This window comes from Sphingomonas sinipercae, from assembly GCF_011302055.1.
GTDB lineage: Bacteria > Pseudomonadota > Alphaproteobacteria > Sphingomonadales > Sphingomonadaceae > Sphingomicrobium > Sphingomicrobium sinipercae.
Genome location: NZ_CP049871.1, coordinates 569,090 through 590,711, shown reverse-complemented (window position 1 = coordinate 590,711; position 21,622 = coordinate 569,090). Strand labels below are relative to the sequence as shown.

Sequence of the window (21,622 nt, the reverse complement as noted above, 5' to 3'; positions counted from 1 at the left end):
TGGATGACCGGCGAGACACCCGAAAGCCTTATCCCCTACGATGAAATCGTGCAGGAGGCGCTGCGCGACGTCGTTGGGCGCGTCCTTGGCAAGGTCGAAAAGGCCGGCGCGCTTCCGGGCGACCACCATTTCTATATCACCTTCAACACGCGGATGCCCGGCGTCGCCATCCCCAAGCACCTGGCCGAACGCTTTGCCGAAGACATGACTATCGTCATCCAGCATCGCTACTGGGACCTGAAGGTGGAGGAGGATGCGTTCAGCGTCGGCCTGTCCTTTGGCGGAGTGCCGTCGACCCTTCGCGTGCCGTTCGCGGCGGTGACGGATTTCGTCGATCCGGCGGTCGATTTCAGCCTGAAGTTCCAGGCCAATGCAGTCGATCCCGAGCACGAAGACCATGAGCATGCCGAAAATGACGAGCCCGGCGCCGGTCCCGCGGTGGACGACGGCTCAAACGTCGTAAGCATCGACTTTAAGCGCAAGAAATAGCCCCGCCGACTCCACGCGGGGCATGACGAGCGGCACTTTCGCCGCTAGGCGCGGCCGGAAAATCAACAGCTGGATGCCGCCTGTCGCGGCACGACGGAGGATCGATGGTCAGCACCCGCACCGAAACCGACAGCTTTGGCCCGATCGAGGTGCCGGCTGACGCCTATTGGGGCGCGCAGACGGAGCGATCGATCGGCAACTTCCCCTTCGGCCCGCGTGAGCAGATGCCGGCCGAGCTGATCCACGCGTTGGGCTTTATCAAACAGGCGGCGGCGCGGGTGAACGCGCGCGCGGGAATCCTCGACCCGCAATTGGCCGAAGCGATCCAGCAGGCGGCCGGCGAAGTCGCGCGCGGCGACCTCGACAGCCAGTTCCCGCTGGTCATCTGGCAAACCGGATCCGGCACGCAATCGAACATGAATGCGAACGAAGTCATTGCCGGCCGCGCCAACGAGCGCCTCACCGGCAGCCGGGGCGGCAAGGAGCCGGTCCACCCCAACGATCATGTCAATAAAAGCCAGTCGTCCAACGACAGCTTCCCGACGGCAATGCATGTGGCCGCCGCGCGATCGCTCAACAGCAAGCTGCTGCCGGCCGCGCGGGCGATGCGCGACCAGCTTTCCAAGCTTGCGGCCAAGTGGGATTCGATCGTCAAGATCGGCCGCACCCACATGCAGGACGCGACTCCGCTGACACTGGGCCAGGAATTTTCCGGTTATGCCGCGCAGGTCGAAGCGAACCTGGCTCGGTTGGAGGAGCTTCTCCCCCGCATCTATCGGCTGGCGCAGGGCGGCACCGCGGTCGGCACCGGCCTCAACACGCCGGACGGGTTCGCCCAGGCGTTCGCCAAGGAAATCGCGAACCTGACCCGCCTTCCGTTCACCTCCGCGCCCAACAAGTTCGCGGAGATGGCGGCGCACGACACGATGGTCGAGCTGTCGGGGGCGATGAATACCTTCGCGGTATCGCTGACCAAGATTGCCAACGACATCCGGCTCATGGGCTCGGGCCCGCGGTGCGGCATCGGCGAGCTGCAGCTTCCGGAAAACGAGCCGGGCAGCTCGATCATGCCGGGCAAGGTCAATCCGACCCAGGCTGAGATGCTGACGATGGTGGCTGCGCAGGTCATGGGCAATCACGTCGCCGTCACCATCGGCGGGATGCAGGGGCATCTGGAGCTCAACGTGTTCAAGCCGCTGATCGGCGCCAACGTGATCCGCTCGATCAACCTGCTTGCGACCGGCATGGACAGCTTCCGCGAACGTTGCCTCGAAGGCCTGAAGCCCGACGAAAAGCGGATCGGCGAACTGCTCGACCGCTCGTTGATGCTCGTCACCGCGCTGGCGCCGGAGATTGGCTACGACAATGCGACTGCAATCGCGAAGCACGCCCACAAGAACGGGCAAACGCTGAAGGAGGCCGGCCTGGAACTGAAGCTGGTTGACGCGGAGACGTTCGACCGGGTCGTCAAGCCGGAGCTGATGATCGGCCGCTGACTTCTTTAGGGCAGTTGCACGTTCACCCGAATGCCGATGGTGTCGATGCCCGGGTTCTGTCCGCTGAAGATGGTCGCATGGCTAAGGTGGACGATGCTCGCCTCGGCGGTCACTCGGGGTGACACCCTGACGCCGACTCCAAGCTCCGGCTCGAACAGGATCCGCGACCCGAATTCGATCTTGTCATTGCTCGGGTCGTCGAACCTGGCCGTGCTGCCGGTGTGAACGGCAATCCCAAGGCCGGGCCGCACGTAGACCTGGTCGCCGAACTTCATCGACAGGCCGGCGGCAATGAAACTGGTGTTGCCGCGGCTATTCACCTGCCCGAAGATGTGCGGCTGCAGCGATTTGCCGAACAGGCGGCCGATGCCGTCGCCGCGCCAGCCGATCTGGCCGTCGATGCCGTTTTCCGGGTCGCCGCCAAGGGTGAAGGGCGTATCGACGCCGTGGACGTAGGCGCCGGCGAACACTTCGCTGGCGTGCGCGGGAACGGCGGCGAGCGAAATTGCCGCTGCTCCACAAAACGAAACGAGGCTGAACGAAAATTTGCGCATGATGCCTAAACCCCGGGAGTTGATGTTTGTGCCTAGCCTGCCTGCCACGCGCGGATGGAATCGTTTGGCGACAGCAACATCCAGACGTTCAACGTCAGGTTGTCGCGGATTACGAACAGCGGGACAAGCTCCAGCAGCAGGACCGCCGCCACCGCGCCCCACAGCGGCAGCTTGCGGGCGGCAAGGAAGCCGACCGCCATCATCGCGATATCGCTCATCGAGTTGATCACCGCATCGCCGGTGTAGCCGAGCGCGACCGTCGCCTGCCGATAGCGGTCGATCACCATCGGCGTGTTCTCGGCGATTTCCCAAGCCGCCTCCACGGCAAGCGCAAGTGCTAAGCGGGTTCCGACCGGCGCCCGGCGCGCCACCAACCACAGGAAGCCGTAGAACAGAAAGCCGTGGACGATATGGCTGGCGCTATACCAGTCGCTCAGCATCTGGCTGGTTCTCGGGCCCGCAGCGTCCGCCTCCCACAGCGCGACCGTGCCGCAGGTACAAATCGGCGGGCGGCCCATCGCCAGCAGGACCGCTGCCGCGATTGCCGCGACTGCCGCCGCTACCAACCAGTGTTTCCCCCGCATCGTCCGCGCCTTAACATAAGCAAGCGGCTTGCAAAGCGCAGCGAACCGACTCATCACCGCGATCATGCTGCGCGCTTATGGCCCGGGCTGCGACGGAAGCGTCGTTGACGCCGCCCACAAATCGATCCCGCTCGGGGCGACCTGGATCGACCTTGAATCGCCAACCCGCGCCGAGGAAGAATTGGTCGAGCGCTGCGTCGGCCTGGAAATCCCCACGCAAGAGGACCTTCGAGAAATCGAGCCATCGAGCCGCCTCTATGAATATAAAGGCGCGCTCTACATGACGATCAGCGTCATCCACGGCATCGAGGCGGATGAGCCGGCGTCTTCACCGGTCGGCTTCGTGCTCACGCCCAAGCGACTGGTTACGGTCCGTTACGTCGATCCAAAGCCGGTGCGCGCCTTCGCCGACCATATCGGGCGCGATCCGGAAATGGCGAGCGATGCCTTGTCCGTCCTGTGCGGATTGCTCGACGCTATCGTCGACCGCCTCGCCGACGAGTTGGAAAATCTGAGCACTGAAATCGAAAAGATTGCCGGCCACATCTTCGCGCCGACGATCGATACGAGGCGAATTCCGGCGGGTCGCCTGACCGTGCTGCTCAACCGCATCGGGCGCGCCCAGGTGTTGTTGGCGAAGATCCGCGAAACCGAAACCAGCACCAGCAGGATGCTCAATTTCCTGAGCGCCGCCAAAGCCCTCCGCATGAGAAAGGCGGCCGACGCCCGCGAACGGCTAACCAGCCTTGCGACGGATACCGAGTCGCTGAGCGACCACAGCGCATTTCTCGCCAATCACCTTTATTTCATGCTCGACGCATCGGTCGGATTGATCAGCATCGAACAGAACGCCGCGATGAAGTTGTTCTCCTGGGCGGCGCTGGTGTTCCTGCCGCCAACGCTGATCGCTGGCGTTTACGGCATGAACTTTGAACATATGCCGGAACTCCGCTGGATCTTCGGCTACCCAATGGCGCTCGGGCTGATGGTCGCCAGCGGGATCATTCCGTTGTGGTATCTGCGCCGGCGCGGCTGGATTTAGACCGCAGTTCCAGCCTCACTCTTCGATGAGCGGGATGGCGGGCGAATCCGACGGCGGCATCGTGCGCTTGCGGGCCAAGGCGCTATAGGCGAGCGCCAGCTGCCCGGCGACTTCCACATCCTCATCCGCGTCCTTGCGAAACGCAGCCGCCCTCTCCTCAGCGGCGCGGCGGCGAAAATAGTCGCTGTCGTGCGTCATTTTCGGTCACCTTCCAAAGCCACGTTCATCTGTCCGAAAGGTTTAGCAGGTGCTTCCGGCGGCTTGGAGTCACTCGCCCGCATTCCGGCTCGCGGCGACTTCGGTTCGGCGCAGCAACGGCGCTTTGCGGCGAGCCTGCCCGCTTGCTAAGGGGGCCGGGACGCCGATTTCGGCACGCCCACACCAAGGACAATCGATGATCCCTACCGGCCAGGACAGCCTCAGCACGCGTTCAACGCTGACCGTCGGCGCAAAGAGCTACGCTTATTATTCGCTTGAGAAAGCGGCGCAGTCGCTCGGCGACATTTCGCGCCTGCCGTTTTCGATGAAGGTGCTGCTCGAAAACCTGCTCCGCTTTGAAGACGGCGATACGGTCACGAAGACCGACCTCGAAGCGCTTGCAGAATGGATCAAAGAGCGCCGGATCAATCGCGAAATTCAATACCGACCTGCCCGCGTGCTGATGCAGGACTTTACCGGGGTTCCCGCGGTCGTGGACCTCGCCGCGATGCGCGACGCGATGAAGCAGCTTGGCGGCGATCCGCAGAAGATCAATCCGCTCGTCCCGGTCCACTTGGTGATCGATCACAGCGTCATGGTCGACGAGTTCGGCACGCCCAAGGCTTTCGAGCGCAACGTCGAATACGAATATGAGCGCAACGCCGAGCGCTACGAGTTCCTCAAATGGGGCGCGGAAGCGTTCGACAACTTCAAGGTCGTCCCGCCCGGCACCGGCATCTGCCACCAGGTGAACCTCGAATATATCGCGCAGTGCGTCTGGACCTCCGCGGACCAGAACGGAGAGACCGTCGCTTATCCCGACACCCTGGTGGGCACCGACAGCCACACGACCATGGTCAACGGCCTGGGCGTGCTTGGCTGGGGCGTTGGCGGGATCGAGGCCGAGGCGGCAATGCTCGGCCAGCCAGTGTCCATGCTGGTGCCCGAAGTCGTCGGCTTCCGCCTGTCCGGCGAGCTCAAGGAAGGCATTACGGCCACGGACCTGGTGCTGACCGTGACGCAGATGCTTCGCGCCAAGGGCGTCGTCGGCCGCTTCGTTGAATTCTACGGACCTGGCCTCGACAATTTGCCGCTCGCCGACCGCGCGACCATCGCCAACATGGCGCCGGAATATGGGGCGACGTGCGGGTTCTTCCCGATCGACGAGCGGACCATCGACTATCTCAAGCTCACCGGCCGCGAGGACGAGCGGATCGAACTCGTCCGCGCTTATGCGCAGGCGCAGGGAATGTGGCGCGATGCGTCGGCCCCGGAGCCGGTGTTCACCGACACGCTCGAGCTCGACATGGCCACGATCGAGCCGTCGCTTGCCGGCCCGAAGCGGCCGCAGGACCGCGTGTTGCTGAGCGACCTCGACGACCAGTTCAATGCCGAGCTGGAAACGACCTACCACAAGTCTGCCGATCCGCGCGTTCCGGTCGAGGGGATGGATCACGACCTGGGCAATGGCGACGTCGTCATCGCCGCCATCACCAGCTGCACCAACACGTCGAACCCATCGGTGCTGATCGGCGCGGGCCTCATTGCGCGCAAGGCGCGGGAGAAGGGCTTGCAGGTCAAGCCGTGGGTGAAGACGAGCCTTGCGCCTGGAAGCCAGGTCGTCACCGATTACCTGACCGAAAGCGGGCTTAGCGAAGACCTCAACGCCCTTGGCTTCGACCTTGTCGGTTACGGCTGCACCACGTGCATCGGCAACAGCGGTCCGCTGCCGGAGCCGATCTCCAAGGCAGTCAACGAGAACGACCTGGTCGCCGTCAGCGTGCTTTCGGGCAACCGCAACTTCGAAGGGCGGGTGTCGCCCGATTGCCGCGCCAATTACCTCGCCTCGCCGCCGCTGGTGGTCGCCTACGCGCTCAAGGGCACGGTGCGTTCCGACATGGTCAACGAGCCGATCGGCACCGCGACCAACGGCGAGCCGGTGTTCCTCAAGGACATCTGGCCGTCGAACGCGGAGATCCGCGCGCTGATCGACGCCCACGTCCACTCGCAGATGTTCCGCAGCCGCTACGCCGACGTCTATCGTGGCGACGAGCGCTGGCAGGCGATCGAGGTCACGGGCGGCGAGACCTACGCCTGGCCGGCTGGCTCCACCTACATCCAGAACCCGCCTTACTTCACCGGCATGACGATGGAGGCAGTCGCCCCCGGCGACATCGACCGCGCCCGCCCGCTGGCGGTGTTCGGCGATTCCATCACCACCGACCACATTTCGCCGGCCGGCGCGATCAAGCCAGACAGCCCGGCCGGGCGCTACCTGCTCGACCACCAGGTCAGCCGCGGCCAGTTCAACAGCTACGGGTCGCGGCGCGGCAATCACCAGGTGATGATGCGCGGGACGTTCGCCAACATCCGCATCCGCAACCGGATGCTCGACGACGTCGAAGGCGGGTTCACCCGCTACGCCCCGACCTGCGAGACGATGCCGATCTATGACGCGGCAATGCATTACAAGCAGGACAACCGTCCGCTGGTGGTCATCGCTGGCAAGGAATATGGCACCGGCTCGTCGCGCGACTGGGCAGCCAAGGGCACCGTTCTGCTCGGCGTCCGCGCGGTCATCGCGGAAAGCTTCGAGCGCATCCACCGTTCGAACCTGGTCGGAATGGGCGTCCTTCCGCTCCAGTTCCGCGACGGCGAAAGTGCTGAGACGCTTGGTCTCACCGGCCATGAGAAATATTCGATCGGCGGCATCGCCGAGCTTCAGCCACGGCAGGATATCGAAGTGCGCGTCACTCCGGACGAAGGGGACGAGTTCACCTTCACCGCCCGCTGCCGCATCGACACCTACAACGAGCTGGAATATTTCAAGGCCGGCGGCATCCTGCAGTACGTGCTGCGAAGGCTGGCGTCCTGAGCGTCACCGAACTTGCGGTGGAGGTCGCCGGCTGGGGCGGGGCAGCGTTGATCCTAGGCGGCTACACCCTGCTCTCGACGCGGCGGCTAACCGGCGAATCGCCGTTGTTTCATTGGATGAACCTGTTCGGTGCGCTGGGCTTCGTGGTGAACGGCTGGTGGCACGGCGCGATTCCCGCCGCGGCGATGAACGTCGTCTGGGCCGGGATCGCCATCTACGCGCTCATTCGGGTGACGGGCAAAGCGCGGGCCGGAGCCACGCCGGGATAATCGCCTGCGCCGGGATCGCTTCGATCCGGGCGTGCACCACGGTCAGGTCGAGCGCGGGATAAGCCATCCGCACCCGGTCACCATCGTAGTCGCGCACCACGACCAGCCGGCGGTTGATCTTGCTCCGCCAGTTCATTCGCGCGGTATTTTCCTGGCCGACGAAGCACCCCTTGGTGAAGCTGACGCCGTTCAGCTCGGCCGCATTGGATTCCAGCCAGAGCAGGTCGCCCACTTCCGCCCGCCCTTCGCACACGCCGAGGCCGAGACGATGGTCGAGCCAACCGTCGGCGGCTTCGCCTGCCGGGCCGAGCCAGCGCCGGCCAAGTTCCGGCAAGCGGGGATCGGCGACCCCCTCGCCGCCATCGGGCGACCAGTGCACCGCCAGGCTTTCGTCCCGAGCGATCGTGATCGGCCGCCGCAGCCGGTAGATCGAAAGTCGCTTGATCAGCTCGTCCGCCGCTTCGCGCTCGCAATCGAGCAGCACATCGTCGCCGTCGTCCCAGACCAGGAAGTCGAACAGGCACTTGCCCTGCGGATTCAGCAATCCGGCCCACACCGGCAGCGCGGCAGTGATGTCGCTGGTGACCAGGCCCTGCACGAAGTCGCGCACCCCCTCGCCGGACAGGCGGACGAGTACGCGGTCGGCCAAAGTCGTCGGGCGGGTGGTAGCAGCCATGTCCCTTAGCTAAGGAGCCGGCGTGGCATTGCAAACGCTGACCATCCGCCGCCCCGACGATTGGCACGTGCACCTTCGCGACGGCGACATGCTGCGCCAGGTCGCGCCCTTCACCGCGCGCCAGTTCGCCCGCGCGATCATCATGCCGAACCTGACGCCGCCGGTCACTTCGGTCGATGCCGCCGCTGCCTATCGCGATCGGATCGCCGCCGCCGCTCCGGGCTTCCAGCCGCTGATGACCTGTTACCTGACCGACCAGGCCGACGCGGATGAGATTGCGCGCGGCTTCGATCAGCAGCTGTGGGTCGCCGCCAAGCTTTATCCCGCCAACGCCACCACCAATTCCGCGTCCGGCGTCACCGACATCCGCAACCTTTTCCCGGCGCTGGAGCGGATGCAGGCGATAGGGATGCCGCTGCTTATCCACGGCGAGGTCACCGACCCGGACGTTGACGTGTTCGACCGCGAAGCCGTGTTCATCGACCGCATCCTCGCGCCGCTGGTCCGTGACTTCCCGGCGCTGAAGATCGTGCTGGAGCATATCACCACCGCCGAGGCGGCGCAGTTCGTCAGCGACGCGCCGGCAACGGTTGCCGCAACGGTCACGCCCCAGCATTTGATGATCAACCGCAACGCCCTATTCGCCGGCGGGCTTCGTCCGCACGCTTACTGCCTGCCGGTGGCCAAGCGCGAGAAGCATCGCCTTGCGGTGCGCAAGGCGGCGACGTCCGGGTCCGCCAAATTCTTTCTCGGCACCGACAGCGCTCCACACACCGTCGATGCCAAGGAATCCGGCTGCGGATGCGCCGGCATCTTCAACGCGCCCTTCGCGCTCGAGGCTTATGCCACGGTGTTCGATGAGGACGGCGCCCTCGCGCATTTCGAAGCCTTCGCTTCGGAAAACGGGCCGCGCTTCTACGGGCTGCCGTTGAACGAAGGCTCGGTGACGCTGGAACGCGGCGACTGCCCGGTGCCGGAACGCATCGGCTCCATTGTTCCGTTCCTTGCCGGTCAGACTCTCGGCTGGAAGCTCAGCGCGGCGTAGGCCCGACATTTTGGCGAGTGCCGATCAACAGGCAATCCGCGACCAGCCGAAGCGGCGTCACGTCCACCAGGCTCCGGCGCTCGTCGATCAACTGCACGAACGCGCGATAGACGTCGGGATATTCGCCGATCCCCTCCGCCGCCTGCTCGACGCCATCGATCAGCAGCCTGCCGCCGCCATCCTCGAGCCGCACGGTCAGTCCGTCGGCCGTTCGAATGGTGATCGTCCACTCCTCCCCGTCCGGGCGCCGCCAATCGAGGCTGCAGTGCATTGCCCCGTCGGCGACCGGGCTGGCGAAACCAATCTCCGCCGCGACCGGCGTCTGCGCATCGTCCGGATAGGATAGCGCCGCGGCCTTCACGAACAGCGGCCCAGGAAAGATCTTCGTCACGATCGACAGCGCATTGATGCCCGGGTCGAAGACCCCGAAGCCGCCCGGCTCCCAGATCCACTGTTGGCCCGGATGCCATTTGCGCACGTCTTCATGCCAGACGACCTGCATGTCCGCGATGCGTTTCCCGGCGAGCGCCTTGGCCGCCGCCTCGACGGCGGGATTGTGGCGCGCGTGCCAAGTGGCGAACAGCGTCCGTTCCTCGGCATCGGCGAGGCAGGCGAGGTCGTGAATGTCCGACAGCGTCACGCTCGGCGGCTTTTCCAGCAGAACGTGCAGCCCGCGTTCGATGCAGGGACGAGCGATCTCGTAGCGAACCCCCGGCGGCGTGGTGATCGCCACCGCATCCAGATCCGTGACCGCCTCAAGCAGGTCGGTGTGGCTGGTGAACGACTGCCCAAGGTGCGCGCCGCTGCTCGACCGGCTGACCGTCGCCACCAGGTCGAAGCGCGCATTGCCGGCAATCGCCGGGACATGCTGGTCGGCGGCGATCTTGCCGAAGCCGATGATCGCGATCTTCAGCGGGCGCATCGTTGCACCGCCGCGACGAAGGCACGGCCCTTTTTTAGGGTCGCTGCCGGCGTCTGCCCGGCCTGGTAGAGAGCGCCGCCGAGGCCGAAGCCGTCGGCCCCCGCCGCCATCCATCCGCCCACCGTATCGGGCGTAACGCCGCCGACGATCAGCAGCGGGACATCCTTGGGCAGCACGGCACGCATCGCCTTCACCACGGCCGGCGAGGCGGCTTCGGCTGGAAACAGCTTGAGCGCGTGCGCGCCATTTTCGAGCGCTGCGAAAGCCTCGCTTGGGGTGAAGAAACCGGGCGATGCGACCACGCCGGCGGCAACGGTCGCCTTGATCACCGCGATGTTGGTGTTGGGCGACACGACCAGCCGCCCGCCGGCATCGCGGACCCTTTGCACATCGTCGGGGCGAAGCACGGTGCCGGCGCCGACCAGCGCTCGCTCGCCCAGCCGGGCGGCGAGGCGCTTGATGCTGCGCAAAGGATCGGGCGAGTTCATCGGCACTTCGACGATCCGGATGCCGGCTTCGAACAAGGCATCGCCGATCGCGTCGGCCTCATCGGGCGTTACACCGCGGATGATCGCCACCAGCGGGCACTCATCGAAATATCGGTCGAAGATTGCTCGCGCGTTCATTGCAGCAGCTCCACGATCTTGCGCGCACCGGCGATGAACGCCCGTTCGCCGTCGCATTCCCGGGCGACGAACCCGGCCTGCGCCAGCGCGGCCGTGTACAGCCGGGTCAATTCGGGCCGCCCCATGACGGTGATTGGCAGCGCATTGTCCTGCCCGATGCCGACGCGGACATCCTGGCCGATCAACAGGCCGCTGACGAACGCGGCGGCATCTTCCCGCTCGGATCGGCCGAGCAGCACGTTGGCGCGAACCTCGAACAACTCCGCCGCCAGCGAAGACCCTTCCAGCCCGCGATCGACACCCGCGGCAAAAGCGGCGCCGGGCTCGGCCTCGGCCTTCAACAGGTCCGACAGGATGCTCTTTTCGCGCAGCAGGTTGAACAGTTCGCCGGTCATCACCGTCCTGAACGACTGGATCCTGGAATCGCGCATCAACACCCATTTATTGTGCGTGCCGGGATGGCAGACGAGGCAATCCGGCGCGATTTCGCCGGTGGCGACGGCGCCGAGCAATTGCACTTCCTCGCCCCGCATCACGTCGGCGCGCCCGTTTGAATATGAAACTCCCGGGATCAGCACCGCCGACCCGTCTGGCGATCGCACGACCCGCCGCGCCAGTTCCTCCGGCCCCGCCGGACACGGGGCGTAAGGCACTTCGATCCAGCCGCGGTTCGATCCGACCATGCCGGCCAGCAGCATCGGCCCGTCGCCCAGCCGGTCACGGATTGCCGCGACTTCCGCTTCGAAACCGTTGGCCGCGACCGACAGGATGCCCTTGTCGTCCTCAAACTCGCGCGTGCAGGCCCCGTCGGCGCCGATCAAATACGCGCGGCGGTTCGTCGTGCCCCAGTCGACCGCAATGAAACCATCTGCCCAGTGCATGCGTCACCATAACCATTGGCGGCGCCACATCGCTCCGCCTGTTTCAATTCCAGCTTGCGGAGCTATCGCCAAGCCATGCCCGATCCGTCCCCTGCCCGGTGCGTCGCCGATGTCAAAGCAGTGCTTGGCGAAGGGCCGGTGTGGGTGGCCGGGGAATCGGCGCTCTACTGGCTCGATATCAAGGGGCGGATGATCTTCCGGCTGTCCGAGTCCGGCGAGCGCGCGCAGTGGGAGACCCCATTTCGCGTTGGCGCGATCGCGCCGAAGGAAAGCGGCGGCTTCATCGCCGGCACCGAACATGGCTTTTCCGACATCGACCTGGCGGAAGGGCGGTTCGAAGTGCTGTTCGATCCGGAGGAGCAGTTGCCCGGCAATCGCTTCAACGACGGCAAGACCGACCGGCTTGGGAATTTCTGGGCGGGAACGATGGACGACCGCGAGAAGCAGGCGCTGGGCAGCCTTTACCGGCTCCAGGCCAACGGCGCCTGCACGCTGATTGACGAAGGCTATAAGGTGACCAATGGGCCGGCTTTCTCCCCGGACGGGCGGATCATGTATCACAATGATTCAGCACTGCAGCGAACCTATGCGTTCGACCTGGACGAGGAAGGCAATGTCGGGGAACGGCGCGACTTCATCCAGTTCGCTGAAGGTGACGGCTATCCCGACGGCATGACCGTCGATTCCCAGGGATGCCTGTGGATCGCGTTCTGGGACGGCTGGTGCGTCCGGCGCATTTCGCCGGAGGGCGAACGGCTGGCGGAACTTCGACTGCCAACGGCGCGTCCGACCAGCTGCGCATTCGGTGGACCGCGGCTGGATCGGCTCTATGTGACTTCGGCAAGCATCGGATTGGATGCCGATGCGTTGGCAAACCAACCCTTCGCCGGCGGGCTTTTCTTATTGGACCCCGGCGTTACTGGGCTGCCGACCGTGCCGTTCGCCGGCTGAAACTGACACGAGACCTGCAGGAGACGAACCATCGCCAACTTCATGTTCGCGACGGGGATCGAAAACAGCATCCCGACGATCAATGACGGCAAGACTCGCGTCGACCAGATGGAGGCGGCGCATTTCTACAAATATTGGCGGGAAGATTTCGATGCCGTCCAGGAACTCGGCATCCATTTCCTGCGCTTCGGCCCGCCGCTGCACAAGACGTTCCTCGGCCCGCAAAAGTACGATTGGGAATTCGCCGACCTGACGCTTGGGGAGCTCAAGCGTCGCGACATCACGCCGATCGTCGACCTGTGTCACTTCGGGGTGCCGGACTGGATCGGCAACTTTCAGAATCCCGACTTTCCGATCCTGTTCGCCGAATATGCCGCCGCCTTTGCCGAGCGCTATCCCTGGGTGCAGCTCTACACACCGGTGAACGAGATGTTCATCTGCGCCGTCTTCTCCGCCAAATACGGCTGGTGGAACGAGCAGATGCGGACGGACACCTCGTTCGTCACCGCGCTCAAGCACATCGTCAAAGCCAACGTCCTGGCGATGCTCGAAATCCTCAAGCGCCGGGCCGACGCCATTTTCATCCAGTCGGAATCGTCCGAATATTTCCACGCCGACAGCCCCAAGGCGATCCATCTCGCCGAGAATATGAACTCGCGCCGGTTCCTGAGCCTCGACCTCAACTACGGCCGCCGCGTCGACAGCGGCATGTACGAATATCTGATGGATAACGGGATGACGAAGGAGGAATACCACTTCTTCCTCAACAACCGCATCAAGCAGCACTGCATCCTGGGCAACGATTACTATCGGACCAACGAGCATCGCGTCTTCGAAGACGGCCATACGACCTCGTCCGGCGAAGTGTTCGGCTACACCGAAATCACGCGCCAATATTACAACCGTTACCAGCTGCCGGTGATGCACACCGAAACCAACCTGGTTGAAGGGCCGGTCGGCGACGAAGCCGTGCAATGGCTGTGGAAGGAATGGGCGAACGTTCTTCGGCTTCGCAACGTCGGCATCCCGACCGTCGGCTTCACCTGGTATTCGCTCATCGACCAGGTCGATTGGGACACCGCGCTGCGCGAACAGAACGGCCATGTGAATCCGCTCGGGCTGTTCGACCTCAACCGCAACATCCGCAACGTGGGTCGCGCCTACAAGAAACTGATCAAGGATTGGCGCGAGGTGCTGCCGGCCTCAAGCCTGTGCCTGGTCGTGCCGGTCGTGACTCCGTCGCAATATGAACTGCAGGCCGCGAAGGAGCAGGAGGAGAAGGCGCGGGAGTCGTTGGACGGCAAGGAAAACGACATGGGCCTGGCGGGAAGCGGCCAGTGAAGATCGGGCGGATCGAAACCTTCTACGTCGCCCCGCGCTGGCTGTTCGTGCGCGTCGAGAGCGACGACGGCGCGGTCGGCTGGGGCGAAGCCAGCCTGGAAGGCCATGCCGAAGCGGTCGACGGCGCGTTCGCGGCGCTTCGCGATCGCTTTATCGGCCACGATCCCTTCGCCATCGAAGACATCTGGCAGGTCGCCTATCGCGGCGGCTTCTATCGCGGCGGCGCGGTGCTGATGAGCGCGCTCGCCGGGCTCGAGCAAGCGCTTTGGGACCTCAAGGGCAAGGCGCTGGACCTGCCCGCCTGGCAGATGCTTGGCGGCAAGGTGCGGGAGAAAATCCGCGCTTACGCCTGGATCGGCGGCGACCGGCCGCACGAGATTGCCGATGCGGCCAAGGCCCGCCGCGGCCAGGGCTTCTCGGCGGTCAAGATGAATGCCACCGCGGAACTCGACTGGATCGGCACGCCCAAGCTGTTCGGCGAAGTGATCGAGCGGGTCGAGGCGGCGCAGGCCGCGGGCATGGACGTCGGGCTCGACTTCCACGGGCGCGTCCACCGGCCGATGGCCAAGCAGCTTGCCAAGGCGCTTGAGCCGCTCGGCCTGTTGTTCATCGAGGAGCCCCTGCTGTCCGAAAACCCGGAAGGGCTTCGGCAGATCGCCGACATGACCAGCACGCCGATCGCGCTTGGCGAACGGCTGTATTCGCGCTGGGACTTCAAGCCGTTCCTCACCAGCGGCGCGGTCGACATCATCCAGCCGGACCTCAGCCACGCCGGGGGCCTGCTCGAATGCCGCAAGATCGCTGCAATGGCCGAGGCGTTCGACGTCGCCGTCGCGCCCCATTGCCCGCTCGGCCCGCTGGCGCTCGCGTCTTGCCTTCAGCTTGCCGCCTGCACACCCAACGTCGCCATTCAGGAGATGAGCCTGGGCATCCACTATAATGTCGGCGCCGACCTGTTCAGCTATTGCAGCGACAAGATCGCGCTGACGCCAATCGACGGATTCCTGCCGATCCCCGAAGGCCCGGGCCTTGGCGTCAATGTCGATGAAGATGCGATCCGCGAATCCCACAAGGACGCGCACCGTTGGCGCAATCCCGTCTGGCGCCTCGCCGACGGCAGTTTCGCGGAATGGTAGGCCGCTCCCAGCGGCAGCAGCGCGCCTAAGCGGCGCGGCGCTTCGGCTGTTCGCCGCAGCGGTCGAACGGCACCTTGTCGAGCTGCGCCCGCAGCGCTTCCAGATCGGGATCGGAATCTTCGATCACGCCGCCGATGTAGCGGGTCTGGCACTCGGCTTCTTCCGCCGTCAGTTCGCGCAGGTAGCTGATCGTCAGGCGCCGGCCGAACTGGTCGTCGCCGCGCAGCTTGAGCTCCGGCTCGGCCTCGTCGGGAAGGCTGTCGCGGACCGCGGTCAGCACGTTGATCAGCGTATCGAGCGACGTGTAGTCGCTGATCTCGACAAAATCCTTCACGCGTCGGCCCATCATCTCCCTCCCCGATGTGCGGGGGCTAAATACCGTGCCCCGGAATCGCGGCGCAACGGTCAGGGACTGTTTTATCCCCAGCGAAGTTTAGCACCTGTGAACAACGCCGTAGCCTGAGGTTTATCGAGGCCATGACCCAGTCCCTCCTTCTGACCGCCGGATTGCTCGAGCTCGAACTGGCGCCGAAGGTCGGCGGCGCGGTCGCCGGCTTCACTTATGTCGATGCGGATTTGCGGATTCCTGTGCTCCGCGCGCCACAGCATCCGCTGACCAATGTGCTCGACGCCGCCTCGTTTCCGCTCGTCCCTTATGTGAACCGGATTCGCGGCGGCGCTTTCGACTTTCGCGGCCGCCGCATCGCGCTGGCCCCCAACATGCCCGGCGATCCCAGCCCGCTGCACGGCCAGGGCTGGCTCGCGGCGTGGGCGGTCGAAGCCACCGCGCCCGCCTCCGCGACATTGCGCTACGACCACCCCGGCGGCGAGTGGCCGTGGACCTACCGCGCGCGCCAGCATTTCGCGCTGACCGAAGATAGGCTCGATACCTGGATCGCTTGCCGCAACACCTCCGACGAACCGATGCCCTGCGGCCTTGGCATTCACCCCTATTTCCATTGCTCGGGCCGGACTCGGATCCGCACTGGCGTGTCCCACGTCTGGACGGTGGACGAGCACGTGCTGCCGATCGCGCGCGAGCCGGCCGTCGGCCGCTACGCGATCGCTGACGCGCCGGTCTGCGGCCGCGACCTCGATAACGGCTTCGACGGCTGGAGCGGCAGCGCCGTCTTCAGCGATCCCGACTGGCCGTTCGAGATCGAGCTCAGCGCGCCCGACGTCACTTACTTCCAGCTCTATTCCCCGTCGGAAGGCGGCATCTTCGTCGCCGAGCCGGTGACTCACGCCAACGACGCGCTCAGCGCGCCGGAAGCGCAGTGGCCCGAGCTTGGCATCCGCATCCTCGATCCCGGCGAGGAAATGCGCCTCGACGCCCGCATCGCCGTCCGCCGGAAATGATCGCGGTCGGTTGAAGCTTGGGCAAGCCGCTTATATAGCGCCGCTCTGCCGCAGCTCGGAGACGTGGGTGAGTGGCTGAAACCAGCGGTTTGCTAAACCGCCGTACGGGGTATTCCCGTACCGAGGGTTCGAATCCCTCCGTCTCCGCCATGCGATGCCTGCCCAAGGCGGGCAGAGCATGGCGGATGTGGAGAGGCTGAGAACCCTCTTTCGGAATCGGAGCCGCCCCAGCGGCGGAGATGGGCGAGCAGAGCGAGCCCAATCCCTCAGTCTCCGCCATGCAGTGCCCGCGACGTTGCGGGCATTACCCCTCGATATCGCTCGGCATCGCATCTGACTGCGCTGTCTTTGCTCCTAAGCGCGAACCGAGCCAGCCGGCGGCTGCAATGAGGAGGATGGCGATGGCGATCATCCAGGTTGGATGAGGCACCATCAGGAAGTTCGTCGACGTCGCCAGCAGAAACAACGCCGTCACAACCCATCCCGGCCATCCGCCCCGGCCACCATAGCGCGCAGCCAGCAGCGAGCCGGCGAGTGCAGCCACGGCCCAGCCGAAAACGACGCCCACGAGCAGACTGACCGGTTGGCTTTCCACATATCGCCGCATTGCATCGGTATCATTGAAATCGGACGGCGCAGACGTCGGCGAAAGCGCGTGGAAGACGGCGTCACTGAAGAACACGAGCGCGAACGCCACGACCAATCCGCCGATGATCGATGCAATGAGCTTGAGCATGATGGAAACCCCCAAAGTGCGGTTAAGAATCTGCATCGCCGAGCTTGGACCGTCAAATGACTCGGTCGCGCTTAGCCAACCTGCCCAGGCGGGTGGCACAAAAGCCGCCGCTTGGCGGTTCAGGCTCGATGGCAAAGACCAAGGACAAAGCCGAACGCGTGGTTTCGTGGGATGCACGCATCGCCGACGCTGCCGCAGAGTATCGCGACACCCCGCCGGTGCGCCTGTGGTCGCGCTTCGCGAAGCTCGGCGACCAGCCGGAGCTTCGCGCGATCAGCGGCGCAGTGATCGCCGCCGGCGTGCTCCTCGGCCGCGGCAAGCTGTTCCGCGCGGGATTGCGCATGCTGCTGGCGCACGAAGCCGCGACCTCGGCCAAGTCCTTCATCAAGCACCGCGTCGATCGAACCCGGCCGCGCAGCGCTGACGATGCGCGCGATGCCCGGCCTAAAAAGGGCCATAGCCGGGCCAAGCGCGAAAGCAGCTTCCCGTCGGGGCATAGCGCCGGCGCGATTGCGGTCGCCAGCGCCTTTGCCCGGGACTATCCGCAGCACCGCGTGCCGGCCCTTGCCGCGGCCGGCCTGGTCGCGGTCGGCCAAATCCCGAAGAACGCGCATTATCCGACCGATGTGGCCGCCGGAGCGCTGATCGGCGCCGCGACCGAAGCGCTGATCGCGCTGGCTTGGCGGCAGGCGGACACGACGCTTCAGGGCAGCGATGAAGGCAACGATACCTAGGCTTTCAGCGCCTCCGCTTCCCGCTGCAAGTTACGCGCAAGCTGGGCCAGGCCGTTGAGATATTGCGGCGGCGCGGCGATGTCGCGGTAGCCGAGCTGCGCCGCCGCGCGCAGCGTCCACATCGGGTCAATAAGGTGCGGCCGGCCGAGCGCGACCAAATCGGCGCGGCCGGCGGCGAGGATCGAGTTGGCATGGTCGGGCTCGTAAATGTTCCCGACCGCCATCGTCGCCAGCCGGCCCTCGTTGCGCAACTTGTCTGAAAACGGCGTCTGGAACATGCGCCCGTAAACCGGCTGCGCGCCGGTCCAGGTTTGCCCGGCCGAAACGTCGATAAGGTCGGCGCCCTCGCGAGCGAAGGCTTCGCCGATCAGGACGGCTTCGTCCGGGGTGACGCCATCCTCCCCCGCCCAATCGCTCGCCGAAATGCGCACCGACATCGGCCGCTCGTTCGGCCACGCTTCGCGCATCGCCCGGAACACCTCCAGCGGGTAGCGCAACCGGTTGTCCAGGCTTCCGCCATATTCGTCGGTCCGCCTGTTCTGCAGCGGCGTCAGGAATCCGGACAGCAGGTAACCGTGCGCGGCGTGCAGTTCGATCATGTCGAAATCCGCGTCGATCGCCATTCGAACGGCGGCGACGAACTGGTCGCGAACCGAATCCATGTCCACGCGCGTCATCGCGCGGGGCCGCTGGTTGGAGTCGGACCAGGGCACGTCGGAACAGGCCATTAGCGGCCAGTTGCCGTCCTCCAGCGGGACGTCATTTCCTTCCCAACCGAGCCGCGTCGACCCCTTGCCGCCCGAATGGCCGAGCTGCAGGCAAATCTTGGCCGCGGAGGTGCCATGGACGAAGTCGACAACGCGCTTCCACGCATCGACGTGACCGTTCGACCACATGCCGGTGCAGCCGGGGCTGATCCGCCCTTCCGGCGACACGCAGGTCATCTCCGTGAACACCAGCCCCGCACCGCCCAGTGCGCGCTGGCCGTAATGCGCCAGATGGAAATCGTTCGGCGTGCCGTCGGTCGCCGAATACATCGCCATCGGCGATACGGCGATCCGGTTCGCTACCTCCATTGCGCGCAACTTGAACGGCGCGAACATCGGCGGCGCGGCCTTTCCGACCTGTCCTTCGGTCGCCCGCGACCAGAACCAGCGCTCGACCCCTTCCAGCCAATCCTTGTCCCGGAGCCGAAGGTTTTCGTGGCTGATCCGCTGGCTCCGGGTCAGCAGCGAATAAGCGAATTGCACCGGTTCGAAGTGCAGGTAGCGATTGAGCGTTTCGAACCATTCGGTCGAGTTGCGCGCGCTGTTCTGCAGCTTGAGCACCTCCAGGTTCCGATGGGCGACATATTCTTCCATCGCCGCCGCCAGGTGCAGGCCCGGCCGGTTCAGCACCTGCGCCAGCTTGATCGCATCCTCGAGCGCAAGCTTGGTGCCCGAACCGATCGAAAAGTGCGCCGTGTGCGCGGCATCGCCCAGCAGGATGACGTTGCCGACGTTCCATCGCTCGCACTTGATCCGGCGGAAATTGAGCCACGCCGCCGATCCCACCAGGTGCGTGGCGTTGGACATCAGGGGATGGCCGTCCAGATATTTGGCAAAGATCCGCTCGCACTCGGCGATGCTCTCGTCCTGGCTCATCCGGTCGAAGCCAAGCCCGCGCCACACCTTTGGCGAGCATTCGACGATGAAGGTCGAACAATCGTCGGCGAAGCGATAGGCGTGCGCCCAGATCCAGCCGTGCTCGGTTTCCTCGAACGCGAAAGTGAAGGCGTCGAACACCTTGGACGTGCCCAGCCACACGAACTTGTTGGCGCGCTCGTCGATATCGACCCCGAACGCTGCTTCGTCGGCGGCGCGAAAGCGGGAATTGGCGCCGTCGCCCGCGATTACTAGGTCATAGCCTTGCCACTTGGGATCGCCGGGATCGCACTCCGCTTCGAAATGCAGGACGACGCCTAACTCCCGCGCGCGTTGCTGCAGGATTTCGAGCAGGCGCTTGCGCCCGATGCCGATGAAGCCGTGCCCCGACGAGCGCACACACTGCCCGTGGATGTGGACGTCGATATCGTCCCAATGGGCGAATTCGTCGGCGATGATCTTGGCCGATACCGGGTCGTTGGCGGTGAGATTCTCCACCGTTTGGTCGGAAAAGACGACGCCCCAGCCCCAGGTCACGCCGGGCGGGTTGCGCTCGAACACCTCGATCGCATGGGTATGGTCGCGCAGCTTCATCGAAATGGCGAAGTAGAGCCCCGCCGGCCCGCCACCGATGCATGCGATCTTCATGGCGCCAAGCAAAGCCCGTCCCCGACCGCTTGTCGAGGGCCGGATGCGCGGCCTTGCGCCCGCTTGGGGTTACCCGAGCAAGAAAATGGCGACGGTTCAACGGTTTGACTTTATGCATTCGACAGTTGAGGTTGCGCCGCGCCGGCCGGGGGCTGGCGACAGGGGGAAATCGATGAATCAGAAAATCGCGGCCGCGTTGGCGCTATCGTTGACGTTGGCTGCCTGTTCGTCGCGGCCGCGCGAGTTCAATCCTTCGCTCGCAGAGGCCACTGCGGACACCGTCGCCTTCGACGCGGCCTACGCCAATTGCCGGGAGCTCTACGTTGCCGGCAAGCTGGACGGCAACGGGCGGCTGGCATCGACCGGCGCGGGCGCTGCGGCGGCCGGTGCAATCGGCGTCGCCGGCAGCGCCGCCGCGACCAGCGCTGGCCTTTACGGCGGCATGGCGGTCGCCAGCGCCACGATCATCGCCCTGCCGTTTGTCGCGCTTGGCGGCTCCTATGGCATGGCGAAGGCCAAGCAGAAGAAAAAGGAACGGGCGATCCAGCGGGCGATGTCCGGCTGCTTGTCCGAACGCGGCTACCAGGTCGCTTCATGGATGCGGGCGCCAAAACGCAAGGACTGACGCAGCCCCCTCTTGGGTCGCTTACAATGACGCGATGAAATCGCCGACCAAGCGGTTGAACTCGACGGGCCGCTCAAGATTGGTCAGGTGACCTGCACCGGCGATCATGGCCAGTTGCGAACCGCTGATGAGCGCGCCCAGTTCGCGGCTCAGGTCGGGCGGAGTCGGCTTATCATCGTCGCCGCAGAGGATCAGCGTCGGCACCGCGATTGCACGAGCCCGTTGGCGCTGGTCGGCCAGCCAGACGGCTTCGGCGCCGATGACGTAGGCCGCCGGGTCGATCCCGGCCATCGTCTCGATCACTTCCCGGCGCACCGTGTCGTCGGCGGGTTGCGCGAGCAGGAAATCGACCCGCGCTTCGGCAAAGGCGCGCATGTCGGCGCTGCCCGCGACCGAACGTTCGTAAATACCGCAACCGTCGGGATGCACGGCGAAGGTATCAGCCAGGATCAGCGAAGCGCACAGCTGGGGAGCGGCCGAATGCAACGCGACCGCGATAACGCCGCCCAAGGATAAGCCGCAGATATGCGCCCGCTTCACATCGAGCTGGCGGAGCGCTTCGATGATTGCCGCTGCATAATCGTCGCGGCTGGTGCCCGGCGTGGCGAGGCCGCTTTCGCCATATCCGGGATAGTCGAAGGCAATCGCCAGCCGCTCGCGCCCGAAGTGGTCGAGCTGCGGATGCCACACCGACTTGTCGGACCCAACCCCGTGCAGGAACACGATCGGCGTTTCGCCGCCGCCGCTCTGCGCCACGCCGATCCGCCCGTGCGCCGTGGCGATGCTCGCCAA

General features: G+C 65.1%; 23 protein-coding genes and 1 tRNA gene. 13 read left to right on the top strand and 11 right to left on the bottom strand.

The genetic code is table 11. From position 1 onward, the window contains the following. The first annotated feature begins 3 nt into the window (after positions 1 to 3). Both G7078_RS03020 and fumC read left to right on the top strand, forming a co-directional pair. The gene (locus G7078_RS03020; protein ID WP_166092857.1) at positions 4 to 489 is read left to right on the top strand and encodes an SspB family protein; all 486 of its coding nucleotides are present in this window, start codon (positions 4 to 6) and stop codon (positions 487 to 489) included. Between the two features lie 104 nt (positions 490 to 593). Then, complete coding sequence (gene fumC / locus G7078_RS03015) at positions 594 to 1,985, top strand: class II fumarate hydratase (protein WP_166092855.1); 1,392 nt, start codon at positions 594 to 596, stop codon at positions 1,983 to 1,985. 5 nt (positions 1,986 to 1,990) lie between these two features. On the opposite strand, the gene G7078_RS03010 is transcribed toward fumC, so the two are convergent. Continuing rightward, complete coding sequence (locus G7078_RS03010) at positions 1,991 to 2,539, bottom strand: acyloxyacyl hydrolase (RefSeq protein WP_166092853.1); 549 nt, start codon at positions 2,537 to 2,539, stop codon at positions 1,991 to 1,993. 32 nt (positions 2,540 to 2,571) lie between these two features. Beyond that, positions 2,572 to 3,123, bottom strand: a complete 552-nt coding sequence (locus G7078_RS03005; protein WP_166092851.1) for a DUF2585 family protein — start codon at positions 3,121 to 3,123, stop codon at positions 2,572 to 2,574. Between the two features lie 28 nt (positions 3,124 to 3,151). On the opposite strand from G7078_RS03005, the gene G7078_RS03000 reads away from it, so the two are divergent. Then, positions 3,152 to 4,165 (top strand): magnesium transporter CorA family protein, encoded by a 1,014-nt coding sequence (locus tag G7078_RS03000; RefSeq protein WP_206367469.1) that lies wholly within the window; start codon positions 3,152 to 3,154, stop codon positions 4,163 to 4,165. A 15-nt stretch (positions 4,166 to 4,180) separates the two neighbouring features. Here G7078_RS03000 and G7078_RS02995 read toward each other — a convergent pair whose 3' ends face one another. After that, positions 4,181 to 4,363, bottom strand: a complete 183-nt coding sequence (locus G7078_RS02995) for a hypothetical protein (RefSeq protein ID WP_166092848.1) — start codon at positions 4,361 to 4,363, stop codon at positions 4,181 to 4,183. A 196-nt stretch (positions 4,364 to 4,559) separates the two neighbouring features. On the opposite strand from G7078_RS02995, the gene acnA reads away from it, so the two are divergent. Continuing rightward, entirely contained in the window at positions 4,560 to 7,238 is a 2,679-nt protein-coding gene (gene acnA, locus G7078_RS02990; protein ID WP_166092846.1) for an aconitate hydratase AcnA, read from the top strand. 17 nt (positions 7,239 to 7,255) lie between these two features. Then, a complete protein-coding gene (locus G7078_RS02985) occupies positions 7,256 to 7,507 on the top strand; it encodes a CBU_0592 family membrane protein (protein ID WP_246166444.1) in 252 nt (83 codons plus the stop codon). Here the strand turns inward: G7078_RS02985 and ygfZ are convergent. Continuing rightward, entirely contained in the window at positions 7,461 to 8,183 is a 723-nt protein-coding gene (gene ygfZ / locus G7078_RS02980) for a CAF17-like 4Fe-4S cluster assembly/insertion protein YgfZ (protein WP_166092844.1), read from the bottom strand. The genes G7078_RS02985 and ygfZ overlap by 47 nt on opposite strands. A gap of 22 nt (positions 8,184 to 8,205) precedes the next feature. On the opposite strand from ygfZ, the gene pyrC reads away from it, so the two are divergent. Further along, positions 8,206 to 9,228 carry a dihydroorotase gene (gene pyrC / locus G7078_RS02975; protein WP_246166442.1) on the top strand — a complete coding sequence of 341 codons (1,023 nt, stop codon included), beginning with the start codon at positions 8,206 to 8,208 and terminating at the stop codon, positions 9,226 to 9,228. Here the strand turns inward: pyrC and G7078_RS02970 are convergent. The 3 genes from G7078_RS02970 to G7078_RS02960 are packed head-to-tail and all read right to left on the bottom strand — an operon-like array spanning position 9,215 to position 11,657. After that, on the bottom strand, positions 9,215 to 10,150 hold the full coding sequence (locus G7078_RS02970; protein ID WP_166092843.1) for a Gfo/Idh/MocA family protein: 936 nt from the start codon (positions 10,148 to 10,150) through the stop codon (positions 9,215 to 9,217). The two genes, pyrC and G7078_RS02970, sit on opposite strands and share 14 nt — an antisense overlap. Continuing rightward, positions 10,138 to 10,776 (bottom strand): 2-dehydro-3-deoxy-6-phosphogalactonate aldolase, encoded by a 639-nt coding sequence (locus G7078_RS02965; RefSeq protein ID WP_166092841.1) that lies wholly within the window; start codon positions 10,774 to 10,776, stop codon positions 10,138 to 10,140. The genes G7078_RS02970 and G7078_RS02965 overlap by 13 nt, the downstream gene beginning before the upstream one ends. After that, a complete protein-coding gene (locus tag G7078_RS02960; protein ID WP_166092839.1) occupies positions 10,773 to 11,657 on the bottom strand; it encodes a 2-dehydro-3-deoxygalactonokinase in 885 nt (294 codons plus the stop codon). The genes G7078_RS02965 and G7078_RS02960 overlap by 4 nt, the downstream gene beginning before the upstream one ends. Before the next feature lie 75 nt (positions 11,658 to 11,732). On the opposite strand from G7078_RS02960, the gene G7078_RS02955 reads away from it, so the two are divergent. Genes G7078_RS02955 through dgoD form a run of 3 tightly spaced genes read left to right on the top strand, consistent with a single transcriptional unit; the run spans position 11,733 to position 15,085 of the window. Continuing rightward, entirely contained in the window at positions 11,733 to 12,608 is an 876-nt protein-coding gene (locus tag G7078_RS02955; RefSeq protein WP_166092837.1) for an SMP-30/gluconolactonase/LRE family protein, read from the top strand. A 42-nt stretch (positions 12,609 to 12,650) separates the two neighbouring features. Next, complete coding sequence (locus G7078_RS02950) at positions 12,651 to 13,949, top strand: family 1 glycosylhydrolase (RefSeq protein WP_166092835.1); 1,299 nt, start codon at positions 12,651 to 12,653, stop codon at positions 13,947 to 13,949. Then, positions 13,946 to 15,085 (top strand): galactonate dehydratase, encoded by a 1,140-nt coding sequence (gene dgoD / locus G7078_RS02945; protein ID WP_166092833.1) that lies wholly within the window; start codon positions 13,946 to 13,948, stop codon positions 15,083 to 15,085. Before G7078_RS02950 ends, dgoD begins: the two co-directional genes overlap by 4 nt. A gap of 25 nt (positions 15,086 to 15,110) precedes the next feature. Here the strand turns inward: dgoD and G7078_RS02940 are convergent, their stop codons facing one another. Then, the gene (locus G7078_RS02940) at positions 15,111 to 15,434 is read right to left on the bottom strand and encodes a hypothetical protein (protein WP_166092831.1); all 324 of its coding nucleotides are present in this window, start codon (positions 15,432 to 15,434) and stop codon (positions 15,111 to 15,113) included. A gap of 128 nt (positions 15,435 to 15,562) precedes the next feature. Here G7078_RS02940 and G7078_RS02935 point away from each other — a divergent pair, with 128 nt between their 5' ends. Both G7078_RS02935 and G7078_RS02930 read left to right on the top strand, forming a co-directional pair. Further along, positions 15,563 to 16,444 carry an aldose 1-epimerase gene (locus tag G7078_RS02935; RefSeq protein ID WP_166092829.1) on the top strand — a complete coding sequence of 294 codons (882 nt, stop codon included), beginning with the start codon at positions 15,563 to 15,565 and terminating at the stop codon, positions 16,442 to 16,444. Between the two features lie 57 nt (positions 16,445 to 16,501). Then, positions 16,502 to 16,594: transfer RNA gene (locus tag G7078_RS02930), tRNA-Ser, on the top strand. 154 nt (positions 16,595 to 16,748) lie between these two features. Here the strand turns inward: G7078_RS02930 and G7078_RS02925 are convergent. Then, positions 16,749 to 17,180 carry a hypothetical protein gene (locus G7078_RS02925; RefSeq protein ID WP_166092827.1) on the bottom strand — a complete coding sequence of 144 codons (432 nt, stop codon included), beginning with the start codon at positions 17,178 to 17,180 and terminating at the stop codon, positions 16,749 to 16,751. A gap of 128 nt (positions 17,181 to 17,308) precedes the next feature. Here G7078_RS02925 and G7078_RS02920 point away from each other — a divergent pair, with 128 nt between their 5' ends. Beyond that, positions 17,309 to 17,914, top strand: a complete 606-nt coding sequence (locus G7078_RS02920; protein WP_166092824.1) for a phosphatase PAP2 family protein — start codon at positions 17,309 to 17,311, stop codon at positions 17,912 to 17,914. Here G7078_RS02920 and G7078_RS02915 read toward each other — a convergent pair. Then, complete coding sequence (locus G7078_RS02915) at positions 17,911 to 20,205, bottom strand: bifunctional salicylyl-CoA 5-hydroxylase/oxidoreductase (RefSeq protein ID WP_166092822.1); 2,295 nt, start codon at positions 20,203 to 20,205, stop codon at positions 17,911 to 17,913. The two genes, G7078_RS02920 and G7078_RS02915, sit on opposite strands and share 4 nt — an antisense overlap. Positions 20,206 to 20,377: 172 nt before the next feature. On the opposite strand from G7078_RS02915, the gene G7078_RS02910 reads away from it, so the two are divergent. Further along, positions 20,378 to 20,830, top strand: coding sequence for a hypothetical protein (locus G7078_RS02910; RefSeq protein WP_166092820.1), 453 nt, complete (start codon positions 20,378 to 20,380; stop codon positions 20,828 to 20,830). A 21-nt stretch (positions 20,831 to 20,851) separates the two neighbouring features. Here G7078_RS02910 and G7078_RS02905 read toward each other — a convergent pair whose 3' ends face one another. Next, positions 20,852 to 21,622 carry an alpha/beta fold hydrolase gene (locus tag G7078_RS02905; RefSeq protein ID WP_166092817.1) on the bottom strand — a complete coding sequence of 257 codons (771 nt, stop codon included), beginning with the start codon at positions 21,620 to 21,622 and terminating at the stop codon, positions 20,852 to 20,854.

What these genes read in the sequence shown, in the direction of transcription:
- G7078_RS03020 (WP_166092857.1), top strand. Translation starts at nt 4, where the DNA reads ATGACCGGCGAGACACCCGAAAGCCTTATCCCCTACGATGAAATCGTG.
- fumC (WP_166092855.1), top strand. Translation starts at nt 594, where the DNA reads ATGGTCAGCACCCGCACCGAAACCGACAGCTTTGGCCCGATCGAGGTG.
- G7078_RS03010 (WP_166092853.1), bottom strand. Translation starts at nt 2,539, where the DNA reads ATGCGCAAATTTTCGTTCAGCCTCGTTTCGTTTTGTGGAGCAGCGGCA.
- G7078_RS03005 (WP_166092851.1), bottom strand. Translation starts at nt 3,123, where the DNA reads ATGCGGGGGAAACACTGGTTGGTAGCGGCGGCAGTCGCGGCAATCGCG.
- G7078_RS02995 (WP_166092848.1), bottom strand. Translation starts at nt 4,363, where the DNA reads ATGACGCACGACAGCGACTATTTTCGCCGCCGCGCCGCTGAGGAGAGG.
- acnA (WP_166092846.1), top strand. Translation starts at nt 4,560, where the DNA reads ATGATCCCTACCGGCCAGGACAGCCTCAGCACGCGTTCAACGCTGACC.
- ygfZ (WP_166092844.1), bottom strand. Translation starts at nt 8,183, where the DNA reads ATGGCTGCTACCACCCGCCCGACGACTTTGGCCGACCGCGTACTCGTC.
- G7078_RS02970 (WP_166092843.1), bottom strand. Translation starts at nt 10,150, where the DNA reads ATGCGCCCGCTGAAGATCGCGATCATCGGCTTCGGCAAGATCGCCGCC.
- G7078_RS02965 (WP_166092841.1), bottom strand. Translation starts at nt 10,776, where the DNA reads ATGAACGCGCGAGCAATCTTCGACCGATATTTCGATGAGTGCCCGCTG.
- G7078_RS02960 (WP_166092839.1), bottom strand. Translation starts at nt 11,657, where the DNA reads ATGCACTGGGCAGATGGTTTCATTGCGGTCGACTGGGGCACGACGAAC.
- G7078_RS02955 (WP_166092837.1), top strand. Translation starts at nt 11,733, where the DNA reads ATGCCCGATCCGTCCCCTGCCCGGTGCGTCGCCGATGTCAAAGCAGTG.
- G7078_RS02950 (WP_166092835.1), top strand. Translation starts at nt 12,651, where the DNA reads ATGTTCGCGACGGGGATCGAAAACAGCATCCCGACGATCAATGACGGC.
- G7078_RS02940 (WP_166092831.1), bottom strand. Translation starts at nt 15,434, where the DNA reads ATGATGGGCCGACGCGTGAAGGATTTTGTCGAGATCAGCGACTACACG.
- G7078_RS02935 (WP_166092829.1), top strand. Translation starts at nt 15,563, where the DNA reads ATGACCCAGTCCCTCCTTCTGACCGCCGGATTGCTCGAGCTCGAACTG.
- G7078_RS02925 (WP_166092827.1), bottom strand. Translation starts at nt 17,180, where the DNA reads ATGCTCAAGCTCATTGCATCGATCATCGGCGGATTGGTCGTGGCGTTC.
- G7078_RS02920 (WP_166092824.1), top strand. Translation starts at nt 17,309, where the DNA reads ATGGCAAAGACCAAGGACAAAGCCGAACGCGTGGTTTCGTGGGATGCA.
- G7078_RS02915 (WP_166092822.1), bottom strand. Translation starts at nt 20,205, where the DNA reads ATGAAGATCGCATGCATCGGTGGCGGGCCGGCGGGGCTCTACTTCGCC.
- G7078_RS02910 (WP_166092820.1), top strand. Translation starts at nt 20,378, where the DNA reads ATGAATCAGAAAATCGCGGCCGCGTTGGCGCTATCGTTGACGTTGGCT.